At 71.0% G+C, this 12568-nt stretch carries 11 protein-coding genes; 7 read left to right on the top strand and 4 right to left on the bottom strand.

Going from position 1 to position 12568, the window contains the following annotated elements:
• The first annotated feature begins 11 nt into the window (after positions 1-11).
• Positions 12-1334, top strand: coding sequence for a hypothetical protein (locus tag ACFYT4_RS03610; RefSeq protein WP_389265277.1), 1323 nt, complete (start codon positions 12-14; stop codon positions 1332-1334).
• 286 nt (positions 1335-1620) lie between these two features.
• On the opposite strand, the gene ACFYT4_RS03605 is transcribed toward ACFYT4_RS03610, so the two are convergent.
• Positions 1621-3117 (bottom strand): peptide MFS transporter, encoded by a 1497-nt coding sequence (locus ACFYT4_RS03605; RefSeq protein ID WP_389264868.1) that lies wholly within the window; start codon positions 3115-3117, stop codon positions 1621-1623.
• A 468-nt stretch (positions 3118-3585) separates the two neighbouring features.
• Between ACFYT4_RS03605 and ACFYT4_RS03600 the strand changes: the two genes are divergently transcribed.
• Both ACFYT4_RS03600 and ACFYT4_RS03595 read left to right on the top strand, forming a co-directional pair.
• Positions 3586-4263, top strand: coding sequence for a response regulator transcription factor (locus tag ACFYT4_RS03600; RefSeq protein ID WP_389264866.1), 678 nt, complete (start codon positions 3586-3588; stop codon positions 4261-4263).
• Between the two features lie 346 nt (positions 4264-4609).
• Positions 4610-5875 carry an ATP-binding protein gene (locus ACFYT4_RS03595; protein WP_389264864.1) on the top strand — a complete coding sequence of 422 codons (1266 nt, stop codon included), beginning with the start codon at positions 4610-4612 and terminating at the stop codon, positions 5873-5875.
• Positions 5876-5890: 15 nt separating this feature from the next.
• Here the strand turns inward: ACFYT4_RS03595 and ACFYT4_RS03590 are convergent, their stop codons facing one another.
• Positions 5891-6505, bottom strand: coding sequence for a GtrA family protein (locus ACFYT4_RS03590; RefSeq protein ID WP_389264862.1), 615 nt, complete (start codon positions 6503-6505; stop codon positions 5891-5893).
• Between the two features lie 170 nt (positions 6506-6675).
• Between ACFYT4_RS03590 and ACFYT4_RS03585 the strand changes: the two genes are divergently transcribed.
• Genes ACFYT4_RS03585 through ACFYT4_RS03575 form a run of 3 tightly spaced genes read left to right on the top strand, consistent with a single transcriptional unit; the run spans position 6676 to position 9668 of the window.
• Entirely contained in the window at positions 6676-7815 is a 1140-nt protein-coding gene (locus tag ACFYT4_RS03585) for a 5-(carboxyamino)imidazole ribonucleotide synthase (RefSeq protein ID WP_389264860.1), read from the top strand.
• The gene (purE, locus tag ACFYT4_RS03580; protein ID WP_389264858.1) at positions 7812-8342 is read left to right on the top strand and encodes a 5-(carboxyamino)imidazole ribonucleotide mutase; all 531 of its coding nucleotides are present in this window, start codon (positions 7812-7814) and stop codon (positions 8340-8342) included. Before ACFYT4_RS03585 ends, purE begins: the two co-directional genes overlap by 4 nt.
• A 6-nt stretch (positions 8343-8348) precedes the next feature.
• Positions 8349-9668: a dipeptidase gene (locus ACFYT4_RS03575; RefSeq protein ID WP_389264856.1), complete on the top strand. Its 1320-nt coding sequence runs from the start codon at positions 8349-8351 to the stop codon at positions 9666-9668.
• 179 nt (positions 9669-9847) lie between these two features.
• Here the strand turns inward: ACFYT4_RS03575 and ACFYT4_RS03570 are convergent, their stop codons facing one another.
• Complete coding sequence (locus tag ACFYT4_RS03570; RefSeq protein ID WP_389264854.1) at positions 9848-10210, bottom strand: VOC family protein; 363 nt, start codon at positions 10208-10210, stop codon at positions 9848-9850.
• Positions 10211-10320: 110 nt separating this feature from the next.
• On the opposite strand from ACFYT4_RS03570, the gene ACFYT4_RS03565 reads away from it, so the two are divergent.
• Positions 10321-10833 carry a CGNR zinc finger domain-containing protein gene (locus ACFYT4_RS03565; RefSeq protein ID WP_389264852.1) on the top strand — a complete coding sequence of 171 codons (513 nt, stop codon included), beginning with the start codon at positions 10321-10323 and terminating at the stop codon, positions 10831-10833.
• A 278-nt stretch (positions 10834-11111) separates the two neighbouring features.
• Here ACFYT4_RS03565 and ACFYT4_RS03560 read toward each other — a convergent pair whose 3' ends face one another.
• Positions 11112-12449, bottom strand: coding sequence for a UDP-glucose dehydrogenase family protein (locus tag ACFYT4_RS03560; RefSeq protein WP_389264851.1), 1338 nt, complete (start codon positions 12447-12449; stop codon positions 11112-11114).
• Positions 12450-12568: the final 119 nt, after the last annotated feature.

Below are 12568 nucleotides of genomic sequence, written 5' to 3'. Positions count from 1 at the left end.
CGCAACGGAGGATGAGCGCGGCCGGAGTCGCGCTGATGCTCGGCGGCGCGGGAATCCTGCTGGCCGCGAGCCCCGCCCAGGCCGCCGAGGTCTCGTACGCGACGGAGTGCATTCCACCGTCGATATCCGGTCTGCCACCCGTGCAGGGGACTACCAAGGCGCTGATCACGGCACCCGCGGAGGCCAAGGTGGGCGACGAGATCGAGGTCGTCTGGAAGACCGTGCAGGCCGCGTCCAAGAACCCGGACGTCCTCGATCTGGACAAGGACACCGTCAAACCCAGCGGGACCGTCAAGATCGGCGGTGCCGCGACCGGCACGCTGAATGTGGAGGGCCCCCGGCAGAACCCGGCCATCCCGAAGAACAGCCCGATGATCCTGCCCGATATGAAGGGCAAGCTGAAGCTGGAGAAGGCGGGCGAGATCACGCTGACGCCGGACACGTACACGATCAACGTCTCCAAGCCGCTCTCGACGGACACCAAGTGCTCGCCGAAGGAGGCCGTGCCGGCGGCGGTGACGATCAAGGTGACCCAGGGCGGATCGAGCACGACCGGCGGCAACTCGACCACGGGCGGGAACAGCACCACCACGGGGGGCAACACGACCGGCGCCGGCGGTACGACCACGAGCGGCGGCTCCAGCGGCGGCCCGACCGACTTCCCCGGCAAGACCGTGCAGACCACCTACAGTTGCACCTCGCCCGGCCCGGCCGGCATCAAGGCGCCGATCACCGTCAACGCCAAGAAGAACGGTGGCTCCTACGACCTCACCGTCAAGACCGGGGACTCCGTCATGAACAGCCCGGCCCCGCTTCCCGCGGGAGCGATGAAGGGGTCCATGAAGCTGGTGCTCGGCGGCGCGGACAAGGGCTCCGTCGAGGTGCTCGGGCAGCCGAACAAGGATGCCATCGGGGCGGGCAAACCCGTCGGTATCGGGGAGCTGAAGGGGACGTACAAGCCGGGCGCGACCGGCAAGTCCACGCTCAGCCCCGGCAAGCTGACCATCGATGTCGATCTCGGCGGGCAGAAGATCGTCATCCCCTGTGAGGTGAAGGGCACGGCGGGCGTCTCGCTGGAGCTGGACACCCAGAAGCAGGACGGTGGCGCGAGCGGCGGTTCGGACGGCGGCGGTTCGGACTCAGGGGGAGCGGGTGGCTCCGGTGAGGCCGGGGGCAGCGCGGGCGGTTCGGGAACCGACGGCGGTCTCGCGGCCACCGGCGCCGAGGACGGCGGCGCGCTGCGGGCCCTGGCGCTGGTCGCCGGGACCGTGATCCTGCTGGGCGGCGCGGTCTTCACGTTCACGCCGTGGGGCAGGCTGCGCGGCAGCCGCTGACGGGCGGCTGCGCGTACGTACGCCTCCGGCCCGCGGCGTTCCCGGTGCGCGCCGTGCGCCCCCGCGACCCGTGGGCCCGGCGGTGTGCCGCGTACACGGTGGGGGGTGTCCCGTTCCGCGGACACGGTGCGGGCGCCCTGGGCCCGGCTTCCCGTAGACGCGGCGTGGCCCGCACACGTACCGCGCCCGGGTGCCTCGCGTACCTCCCCGTACCCCGCGTGCCCGCAGGTGTCCCCGGCCGGCCGAGTCCGGTCCGGCCGGGGACACCCGGGCGCGCGTCAGGAGATCAGTGCACGCCGCCCATCAGCGGCTTCACCTTCCGCCGCCAGGCGAAGATCGCGACTCCCGCGAGCGCGGCGACCACACCCTGGCTGGCGAACCACGCCTGGGTGTCCGTCGGCGCGCCGATCAGCTGGAGCAGTGCGATGACCGAGTCACCCGCCGTGACGGCGAGGAACCAGACGCCCATCATCTGCGAGGCGTACTTCTGCGGCGCCAGCTTCGTCGTCAGCGACAGACCGACGGGGGACAGGCACAGCTCGCCGACGGTCTGGATGAAGTAGACCGAGACCAGCCACATCGGGGAGACCTTGGTGTCGCCCGAGGCCATGCCCTGCGCGATCATCATCACGCCGAACGAGCCGCCGATCAGCACCAGCGCGGAGGCGAACTTCGAGAGGGTGCTCGGCTCCTTGCCGCGCCGGAACAGCGCGACCCACATCCAGGCGAAGAGGGGCGCGAGCGCCATCACGAACAGCGGGTTCAGGGACTGGAACCAGCTCTCGGGGAAGCCGAAGCCGAAGAGCGCCGACTGGGTGTCGTTCTTCGCGAAGAGCGCCAGCGTCGATCCGGTCTGGTCGTAGATCGCCCAGAACACGGCCGCGGCGACGAAGAACCAGATGTAGCCCGACATCCGGGACTGCTCGACCTGCGACAGGTCCTTGTCCCGCTTGATCCGGATCAGGTACCAGGCGGGCAGCACCAGCCCGAGGATCGTCAGCGGCCACAGCACCCAGTCGATGCTGAACGCCCCGGAAAGACCCACGAACGCGTACGCTCCCGCGGCCACGGCCAGCCAGACGAGCGCCTTCCTCACGATCGCCGAGCGCGCGGCGGCCGGCAGCGGGTCGGGGACCCGGCTGGACTCCTCGCTGAGGTGGCGGAAGCCCAGGAAGAAGAAGAGGAGACCGATCGCCATGCCCACACCGGCCATCGCGAAGCCGAGGTGCCAGCTGACCGTCTGGCCGACCCAGCCGATGGTCAGCGGCGCCACGAAGGCACCGAGGTTGATGCCCATGTAGAAGATCGTGAAGCCACCGTCCCTGCGGGGGTCGTTCTTGTCCGGGTAGAGGTGGCCGACCATCGTGGAGATGTTGGCCTTCAGCACACCGGAACCGGCCGCGATGAACGCGAGGCCGATGAAGAACGAGAGCTCCGCGGGCACCGCGAGCATGAAGTGCCCGGCCATGATCACGACACCGGCGACGGCCGTCGCCTTGCGCGCGCCCCAGACACGGTCGCCGAGCCAGCCGCCGGGCAGGGCGAGCAGGTACACCATGGCGTTGTAGACGGAGTAGATCGCGACCGCGGTCGCGTCCTTCATGCCGAGACCACCGTCGGCCACGTTGGTGGCCAGGTAGAGCACGAGCAGAGCCCGCATCCCGTAGAAGCTGTAGCGCTCCCACATCTCGGTCATGAACAGATTGGCCAGGCCGCGGGGGTGGCCGAGGAAGGTCTTCTCGGCGGCGAGGCCGGCCGGGTCCTTCGTCAGGCTTGACGCCATGGTCGTTCCTTGCGTTCGGGACGCGCCGCCTGATGAGCGGTTACGCGCCCGGTGGGGGGTGACCGGCACCGGTGGGAGCGCGCCCCGCCCCACGCCTGAGGGCTCACTCCGGCGTGGGGCCGGGAGTGGGGGACGTGTCCGCACCGGGATCCACGCCCCTCGCGCATCACTGCGCTCGGGGCCCGGTCCACAGGTCATTCACTGTCGTCGGGGCCGGATCCGGCCCCACACACAAAGGGAGACCCTTGGGCTGCTGCCGGCAGGCCAAAGGTCTCCGTGTAGTGCTACAGGCGTACTGGCCACCATACGACACAACACATCGGGAGAAGAAAGGATATGAGACATGAATCACAGGTTTTTGTGGAACGAGAACCTTGATTCGAAGGCCGTATCCCTGATCGCACCGGGAACCCGCAGGGGTTGTGCATCACGCACCAGTGCGTACCTCCTGCGGACTACCATCACCCCATGACCCGTGTACTGCTCGCCGAGGACGACGCATCCATCTCGGAGCCGCTGGCCCGCGCACTGCGGCGGGAGGGCTACGAGGTCGAGGTGCGCGAGGACGGTCCCGCAGCACTGGACGCCGGGCTCGCCGGCGGCGTCGACCTGGTGGTCCTGGATCTCGGGCTGCCCGGAATGGACGGTCTGGAGGTGGCCCGGCGCCTGCGCGCGGACGGTCACACCGTGCCGATCCTGGTGCTGACCGCCCGGGCCGACGAGGTCGACACCGTGGTGGGGCTCGACGCCGGGGCGGACGACTACGTCACCAAGCCCTTCCGTCTCGCGGAGCTGCTGGCCCGCGTCCGCGCGCTGCTGCGGCGCGGGGCGACGGAGCCGGCTCCCGCGCCCGCGACCCACGGCGTCCGGATCGACGTCGAGTCCCACCGCGCGTGGATGGGCGAGGAGGAGCTCCAGCTCACCGCCAAGGAGTTCGACCTCCTGCGGGTCCTGGTCCGCGACGCGGGCCGGGTCGTCACCCGCGACCAGCTGATGCGCGAGGTCTGGGACACGACGTGGTGGTCCTCCACCAAGACCCTCGACATGCACATCTCCTGGCTCCGCAAGAAGCTTGGCGACGACGCGGCGAATCCGCGGTACATCGCGACGGTGCGGGGGGTTGGGTTCCGCTTCGAGAAGAGCTAGGGGTGGTTACGGGGTGGGGTGCGGGCTTCCTGTGCGGCGGGTTTCCCCTGTGGTGACCGTTGCCCGGTCGTGAGGTCCGTCCTCAAACGCCGGACGGGCTGTAATAGTGACCCTTTCCCGGTCGTGGGGTTTTGTCCTCAAGCGCCGGACGGGCTGTGAAGGTGTCCGTTTCCCGGGGGTGAGGTTCGTCCTCAAGCGCCGGACGGGCTGTCAAGGTGACCCGTTGCCCGGGGGTGGGCGGGGTTCTTGGGGTGGGCGTTGGCCGGTGGTGGGGCGGGCGGGGGACGGGTGGTCGTGGGAGCGCATAAGCTCAGCGCGTCCCCACCCCCCCCGCCCGGAGGGCACCTTGCGTCGACGACTCATCAACTCCACGCTCGCCGTCGTCCTCGTCGTGATCGCCGTCTTCGGCGTCTCCCTGGTCATCGTCGAGACCCGCACCATCTCCAGCAGCGCCGAGCAGTCCGTCGAGTCCGAGGCCGTGCATCTCGCCAGCATCGTGGACAGGAAGATGATCGACGGCGAGCCGATCAGCCCGGACATCCTGGCGCAGGAGACCGGCATCAGGAAGTACGCGCGGATCGTGATTCCCGGGCAGCCGCCCGTCGAGGTCGGCAGGAAGCCGCGCGGAGGCGTGACCAAGGGGGAGGCCCGGGGCGAGGAGGGCGCGGTGGTCACCGTCGAGGAGTCCCGCTCCGTCATCACCGACGAGGTCGGCAGAAGCCTCCTGATCATCGGCGGGGTCGCCCTGCTCGCGATCGTCGCCGCCGTCGTCCTCGCCGTCCGCCAGGCCAACCGCCTCGGATCGCCTCTCACCGACCTCGCCGAGACCGCCGAACGCCTCGGCTCCGGCGACCCCCGTCCCCGCCACAGGCGGTACGGGGTCCCCGAACTGGACCGGGTCGCCGATGTGCTCGACGCCAGCGCCGAGCGGATCGCGCGGATGCTCACCGCCGAGCGCCGGCTCGCCGCGGACGCCTCGCACCAGCTCCGTACGCCCCTGACCGCCCTCTCCATGCGCCTGGAGGAGATCTCGGCGACCGACGACCCGCAGACGGTCAAGGAGGAGGCCAGCGTCGCGCTGACCCAGGTGGAGCGGCTCACGGATGTGGTGGAGCGGCTGCTCACCAACTCCCGGGACCCCCGCACCGGCTCCGCGATCGTCTTCGATCTCGACGAGGTCGTGAAGCAGCAGATCGAGGAGTGGCGCCCCGCCTACCGCAGCGCCGGCCGCGCGGTCGTCCGCTCGGGACGGCAGGGGATGCGGGCGGTCGGCACCCCGGGCGCCGTCGCGCAGGTGCTCGCCGCGCTGATCGAGAACTCCCTGATGCACGGCGGCGGCACGGTCGCCATCCGTACCCGTGTCACCGGCAACCAGGCGGTTATCGAGGTGACCGACGAGGGACCCGGCGTCCCGGCGGACCTCGGCGCGCGGATCTTCGAGCGGACCATCAGCGGCCGCAACTCCACCGGAATCGGGCTGGCGGTGGCCCGTGACCTCGCGGAGGCGGACGGCGGGCGGCTGGAACTGCTCCAGCAGCATCCGCCCGTGTTCGCCCTGTTCCTGAGCCGGGTGGCCCGTAAGCGCAAGGACCAGCCGCCGCCGGTCAGATAGTCGGACCGCGACCGGTCAGCGGCGCGGTCCCACCCGGTCCACCTCGACACGGTCCCGGTCCGCGTCCCGGCCTTGGCGCGGCTGACGGCCTCCGCCCCGGCCCGGCTCCCCGCCCCGGTTCTGCTCCCCGCCCTGGTGGTGCTCCCGCTCGCCCGGCCCGCGGAACGACTCCGCCGTCCGTACCGTCTCCGGCGCGGGCAGCGCCTGGAAGACCCATGTGCGGTACGACCAGAAGCGGAACAGCGTCGCGACGCCGATCCCGAAGAACTTGAAGAAGTTGCTCTGGAGCGTGCTGTCCCAGCCGAACCCGTACGTCGCCGCGTACAGAATGCCGTTCTCGATCACCAGGCCGACCATGCTGAACAGCAGGAACAGCGTGAGTTCCCGCGTGCGTCCGCTCTTGTCGCGGTCACGGTAGGTGAAGTACCGATACCCCAGGTAGTTGAAGACGATGGCGACGGCATTGGCCACGAGGGAGGCCCGGACCACGGGGATCTCGGTGGTGGCGCGCACCAGGTTGAAGACCGCGAGATTGACGAAGACCCCCGCGCCCCCGACCGCCCCGAACTTGGCGACTTCGCGCATGAGTTGCTTGAACTGCCCGCGCAATGCCCCGCCTCGTTCACTCATAGTGAGGGTTCAGTCCCATCTGCTCGACAGCTCCATCCCGGTCATGCTATCCAGCGGTCACCGCACTCGCCTGGGGGACATCGACGGCAGAGGTCACGGAGCGTACGGCTCCGGGGCGGCGTGGCGCCACGCCGCCCGGGGGCGGCGCCGGCGCCGGATACTCTAGGAGAGTGACGTTCCCGGTAGTCGGCATGGTCGGCGGCGGACAGCTCGCCCGTATGACCCACGAGGCGGGCATCCCCCTCGGCATCCGTTTCAAGCTCCTCAGCGATACCCCGCAGGATTCCGCGGCCCAGGTGGTCAGCGATGTCGTCGTCGGCGACTACCGCGACCTGGACACGCTGCGTGAGTTCGCGCAGGGTTGCGATGTGATCACTTTCGATCACGAGCATGTCCCGATCGAGCATCTGCGCGCCCTGGAGGCGGACGGCGTTCCCGTCCGCCCGGGGCCCGGCGCCCTGGTGCACGCCCAGGACAAGGGCGTGATGCGCGCGCGCCTGCGGGAGCTGGGCGTGCCGTGCCCGCGCAATCGCATCGTCGCCGACCCGGCCGACGTGTCCGCCTTCGCGCGGGAGACCGGGGGCTTCCCCGTCGTTCTCAAGACGGTGCGCGGCGGTTACGACGGCAAGGGCGTCTGGGTCGTCCGTACGGAGGCGGAGGCGGCCGACCCGTTCCGCGCCGGGGTGCCCGTCCTCGCCGAGGAGAAGGTCGACTTCACCCGCGAACTGGCGGCGAACATCGTCCGTTCCCCGCACGGCCAGGCCGTCGCCTATCCCGTGGTCGAGTCGCAGCAGGTCGACGGCGTCTGCGACACCGTGATCGCGCCCGCGCCCGGCCTGGACGCGCAACTGGCGGTCCGGGCCCAGCAGCTCGCGCTGAGGATCGCCGCCGAGCTGGGCGTCGTCGGCCATCTCGCGGTGGAGCTGTTCGAGACCGCCGACGGCCGCGTCCTGGTCAACGAACTCGCCATGCGCCCGCACAACTCCGGGCACTGGACCCAGGACGGCGCCGTCACGTCGCAGTTCGCGAACCACGTACGGGCCGTGCTGGACCTCCCGCTCGGCGACCCCCGCCCGCGTGCCCCGTGGACGGTGATGTGCAATGTGCTGGGCGGCGACTACCCCGACATGTACGGCGCGTATCTGCACTGCATGGCACGGGATCCGCAGCTCAAGATCCATATGTACGGCAAGGACGTGAAGCCGGGCCGCAAGGTGGGCCATGTCAACACCTATGGGGACGACCTCGCGGACGTCCGCGAGCGCGCCCGCCACGCAGCCGACTACCTCAGAGGAACGATCACCGAATGAGCAGCACATCCCCCCTTGTCGGCATCGTGATGGGCTCCGACTCCGACTGGCCGGTCATGGAGGCGGCGACCCAGGCCCTCGACGAGTTCGACATCCGCTACGAGGTCGATGTCGTCTCCGCGCACCGGATGCCGCGCGAGATGATCGCGTACGGGGAGAACGCCGACTCCCGCGGGCTGAAGGCGATCATCGCGGGGGCCGGGGGAGCGGCCCATCTCCCCGGCATGCTCGCCTCCGTGACCCCGCTGCCGGTCATCGGTGTCCCCGTGCCGCTGAAGTACCTCGACGGCATGGACTCCCTGCTGTCGATCGTCCAGATGCCCGCGGGGGTGCCCGTCGCCACCGTCTCCGTGGGCGGGGCGCGCAACGCCGGGCTGCTGGCCGCGCGCATCATCGCGACCCGGGACCCCGAGGTGCTGGCCCGGATGCGCGAGTTCCAGCAGGAGCTGAACGACCAGGCCACCGAGAAGGGCAAGCGGCTCCGCGGCAAGGTCGCGGGTGCGGGTTCCTTCGGCTTCGGGAAGTAATGGCGCATGGAACCTACTCCTGAGTACGAAGAGACGTCCCCGCCTCCGGATCCGCACCACGACACAGTGTCCCGCTCCGACCCCGGCCCCGATTCCTTGTCCGGGCCGGCACCGGGAGCCGCCTCCGCGTCTGCGTCCGCGTCCGACCTGCTCCGGCGGGCGCGCCAAGTCCTCGCCGCCCACCCCGTCGTCGACGGCCACAACGACCTCCCCTGGGCCCTGAGGGAGAACGTCCGCTACGACCTCGACCGCCTCGACATCTCCCGTGATCTGACCGGCCGCCTCCACACCGACATCCCCCGGCTGCGCTCCGGCGGCGTCGGCGCGCAGTTCTGGTCGGTGTACGTGCCCAGCCGGCTCAGCGGCGACGAGGCCGTGAGCGCGACCCTGGAGCAGATCGACGCCGTACGCGCGCTGCTGGAGCGCTACCCCGGAGATCTGGCGCGCGCCCTGAGCGCCGACGACATGGAGCGGGCGAGGGAACAGGGCCGTATCGCCTCGCTGATGGGAGCCGAGGGCGGCCACTCCATCAACAACTCCCTCGCCACGCTCCGGGCCCTCCACATCCTGGGCGTGCGCTATCTGACGCTCACCCACAACGACAACGTCGCCTGGGCGGACTCCGCGACCGACAAGCCGTCCGCGGGCGGACTGTCGGCCTTCGGCCGCGAGGTGGTGCGGGAGATGAACCGTGCGGGCATGCTCGTCGACCTCTCCCATGTGGCGGCCACGACCATGCGGGACGCGCTGGACACCTCCGCCGCGCCGGTGATCTTCTCCCACTCCTCGGCCCGCGCGGTCTGCGACCACCCGCGCAACATCCCCGACGACGTACTGGAGCGGCTGCCCGCGAACGGCGGTGTGGCGATGGTGACCTTCGTGCCGAAGTTCGTGCTCCAGGCGGCCGTCGACTGGACGAAGCGCGCCGACGAGAATCTGCGGGCCCACGGCTTCGACCATCTGGACACCACGCCCGAGGCGATGAAGCTGCACGCGGCCTTCGAGGAGGTGGACCCGCGCCCGATCGCCACACCCGCCACGGTCGCCGACCACCTCGACCATATGCGCGAGGTCGCGGGCGTCGACCACATCGGCATCGGCGGCGACTACGACGGCACCGCGTTCACCCCGGCCGGTCTCGACGATGTGGGGGGCTACCCCAACCTGGTCGCGGAACTGCTGCGGCGCGGTTGGTCCGAGCCCGACCTCGCCAAGCTGACCTGGCGGAACGCGGTACGGGTGCTGCGGGACGCGGAGTCGGTGGCGCGCCACGAGCAGGCGCGCCGGGGCCCGTCGAACGCGACGATCGGCGAACTGGACGGCTGAGCGGGGTCGTTGAGGGGGCGCCGGGGCCGCCCGGTCGCTCCGGGTTCCGCGGTCTTACGGGGTGTACGGGCCGGACCGGCCGTGCACCCCGCTGCGTTCTCCGGCCTGCACCGAGCGGAGCCCGGACCGGCGGAGCCCGGCCTCGGGCTCAGCGGCCCCGGGTTGATCCCCGCCGGGGCTCAGCAGGCGCAGAGGCAGAAGGGGTGCCCTGCCGGGTCCGCGTACACCCGGAACGGGCGGGTCCGGTCGGATACGTCCAGCGGGGTCGCGCCCAGCGCCAGGACCTCCTTCTCGGCCGCGTCCATGTCCTCGACCGTCAGATCCAGATGGACCTGCTGGGAGTCGTCCGGAGCGGGCCACTTCGGCGGTACGTGCCCGGGCGCGGCCTGGAAGGCCAGCGCGGTGCCCGGCGCGCCCTTCAGCACCACCCAGGAGTCGCCGTCGGACTCCAGCTCGCCGCCGAGTACCTGTGCGTAGAAGCGGCCGAGCGCGGCCGGGTCGGGACAGTCCAGGACGACGGTTCCCAGAGTGGCGATGGCCATGATTCCTCCTGGTCGGAAAGGCGGATGCGGCGGTCACGGGCGTTACCGCTATACGGCTTCAACCGGTAACCGTTACTGCATGCTGTCGCATCGGGGGTAACGTCGCAACCATGAGTGAGAGGGAGTCCGCACCCGGCGGTCTCGCGCTGGTCGAGGCCCTGGTGAACACGCTGGACATGGAGAGCGGCGCGGACCGTCTCGACACGCCCGCCGGCCGGGCCGCGTTCGGTCTCACCGGCCGGGACGTCCCGGCCGCGCGGGAGCTCCGGGAGGCCCTGCGCGCGGCCTGCCTCGCCCACGCGGGCCACCGGATGCGGGGCGGCCCCTCACCCGCCGCCCTCGGCCGCCTCCTCGCCGGCGCCCCGCTCCTGATCACCGTCGCCGACGACGGCACCACCGCGCTGGTGCCCGCGTCGCCCGGCACCCTGCTGTCCCGTGTCGCCGCCGCGATCGCCTCGGCCGCCGCGGACGGCACCTGGTCGCGCCTCAAGGCGTGCGAGGCCGAGACCTGCCAATGGGCCTACTACGACCGCAGCCCCGCCTCCCGCCGCCGCTGGTGCTCGATGTCGGTCTGCGGCGCCCGCGCCAAAATGCGCACCTACCGCGCCCGCCAAGCCACCTGACACCACCCCGACCCATGAGCCCGCCCAATCAAGCCCGTCCGGCGTTTGACGACGGACCCGCGCCTCGGGTCCGGATCCCTGGCGGGAAGGGGCGGCATAATCAAGCCCGTCCGGCGCTTGAGGACGGACCCGCGCCTCGGGTGCGGAACCCCTGACGGGGACGGGCAGCAAAAACAAGCCCCGCCGGCGATTGAGGCGCGGGGGATCGGGGGCAGCGCCCCCGACAAGGACCCGCGCCCCGCAGGCGCGACGCCCACCCGTACCCCCCGACCGAACCCCTACGCGGAGGGCCGCCCCATCGCCCGGTACACCCACCCCGCCTCACGCCACACCGCCCCGTCCAGCGCATTGCGCCCGTCGAGGACGATCCGGCTCGACACCACCGCGCCCAGCGCCTGCGGGTCCAGCTCCCGGAACTCGCGCCACTCGGTGAGGTGGAGCACCACGTCCGCGCCCCGGACGGCCTCCAGCGCCGAGTCCGCGTAACCGAGCGTGGGGAAGAGCCCGCGCGCGTTGGTCATGCCCTTGGGGTCGTAGACGGTGACCTGACCGCCCTGGAGATGGATCTGCCCGGCGACGTTCAGCGCGGGCGAGTCGCGTACGTCGTCCGAGTCCGGCTTGAACGTCGCGCCCAGCACCCCGACCCGCTTCCCGAGGAACGTCTCGCCCCCGACCGCCTCCCGCGCCAGCTCGACCATATGACCGCGCCGCCGCATATTGATGGAGTCGACCTCGCGGAGGAAGGTCAGCGCCTGGTCCGCGCCCAGCTCCCCGGCCCGCGCCATGAAGGCGCGGATGTCCTTCGGCAGACAGCCACCGCCGAAGCCGATCCCGGCCCGCAGGAACTTGGCGCCGATGCGCTCGTCGTAGCCGATGGCCTCCGCCAGCTTCACCACATCGCCGTCCGCGGCCTCGCACACCTCGGCCATGGCGTTGATGAAGGAGATCTTGGTCGCGAGGAAGGAGTTCGCGGAGGTCTTGACCAGCTCGGCGGTGGGGAAGTCCGTGACCACGAAGGGCGACCCCTGGGCGATGGGGGCCGCGTACACCTCCCGCAGGAGCTTCTCCGCGCGCTCGCTCTCGACTCCGGCGACGATCCGGTCCGGGTGCAGGGTGTCCCCCACGGCGAAGCCCTCCCGCAGGAACTCGGGGTTCCACGCCAGCTCCACATCGCCGGGCGCCTGCTCACGCAGCAGCTGAGCCAGCCGGGCCGCGCTGCCGACCGGGACGGTGGACTTGCCGACGACCAGGGCCGACCGCTTCAGCCGGGGTGCGAGCGAGGAGAAGGCCGCTTCGACGTGGCTCATGTCGCAGGCGTACTCGCCGTGCTTCTGCGGGGTGTTCACGCAGACGAAGTGCACATCGCCGAAGTCCGCGACCTCGTCCCAGGAGGTCGTGAACCGCAGCCGCCCGCTGGATCCCTCGATCCCGGCGACATGTCGGGCGAGCAGTTCCTCCAGCCCCGGCTCGTACATGGGGACCCGGCCCGCCGACAGCATCTTGACCTTCTCGGGCACGATGTCGAGCCCGAGGACCTCGAAGCCCAGCTCCGCCATGGCCGCGGCGTGGGTGGCACCGAGGTAGCCGGTGCCGATCACGGTGATCTTCAGGGCCATGGGGTACTCCAAGGGGGATCAGGCGGATGCGTCCCGAGCATATCCGCGTGCTCGCGGGCCGCAGGCAGGCCCGCCACCGGGCTGTCGCACAGCTCACGTATGCCCGTGTGCCGCCTGGC

Origin of the sequence: Streptomyces sp. NPDC004609 (genome assembly GCF_042873655.1) — a bacterium.
Taxonomy (GTDB): Bacteria; Actinomycetota; Actinomycetes; order Streptomycetales; family Streptomycetaceae; genus Streptomyces.
The sequence above is the reverse complement of the archived record's forward strand: the minus strand, read 5'-3'. Positions and strand labels throughout refer to the sequence as shown.

Bases quoted from the DNA above. Each gene is read 5' to 3' on its own strand.
- ACFYT4_RS03610 (WP_389265277.1), top strand. From the start codon at position 12: ATGAGCGCGGCCGGAGTCGCGCTGATGCTCGGCGGCGCGGGAATCCTG.
- ACFYT4_RS03605 (WP_389264868.1), bottom strand. From the start codon at position 3,117: ATGGCGTCAAGCCTGACGAAGGACCCGGCCGGCCTCGCCGCCGAGAAG.
- ACFYT4_RS03600 (WP_389264866.1), top strand. From the start codon at position 3,586: ATGACCCGTGTACTGCTCGCCGAGGACGACGCATCCATCTCGGAGCCG.
- ACFYT4_RS03590 (WP_389264862.1), bottom strand. From the start codon at position 6,505: ATGAGTGAACGAGGCGGGGCATTGCGCGGGCAGTTCAAGCAACTCATG.
- purE (WP_389264858.1), top strand. From the start codon at position 7,812: ATGAGCAGCACATCCCCCCTTGTCGGCATCGTGATGGGCTCCGACTCC.
- ACFYT4_RS03575 (WP_389264856.1), top strand. From the start codon at position 8,349: ATGGAACCTACTCCTGAGTACGAAGAGACGTCCCCGCCTCCGGATCCG.
- ACFYT4_RS03570 (WP_389264854.1), bottom strand. From the start codon at position 10,210: ATGGCCATCGCCACTCTGGGAACCGTCGTCCTGGACTGTCCCGACCCG.
- ACFYT4_RS03565 (WP_389264852.1), top strand. From the start codon at position 10,321: ATGAGTGAGAGGGAGTCCGCACCCGGCGGTCTCGCGCTGGTCGAGGCC.
- ACFYT4_RS03560 (WP_389264851.1), bottom strand. From the start codon at position 12,449: ATGGCCCTGAAGATCACCGTGATCGGCACCGGCTACCTCGGTGCCACC.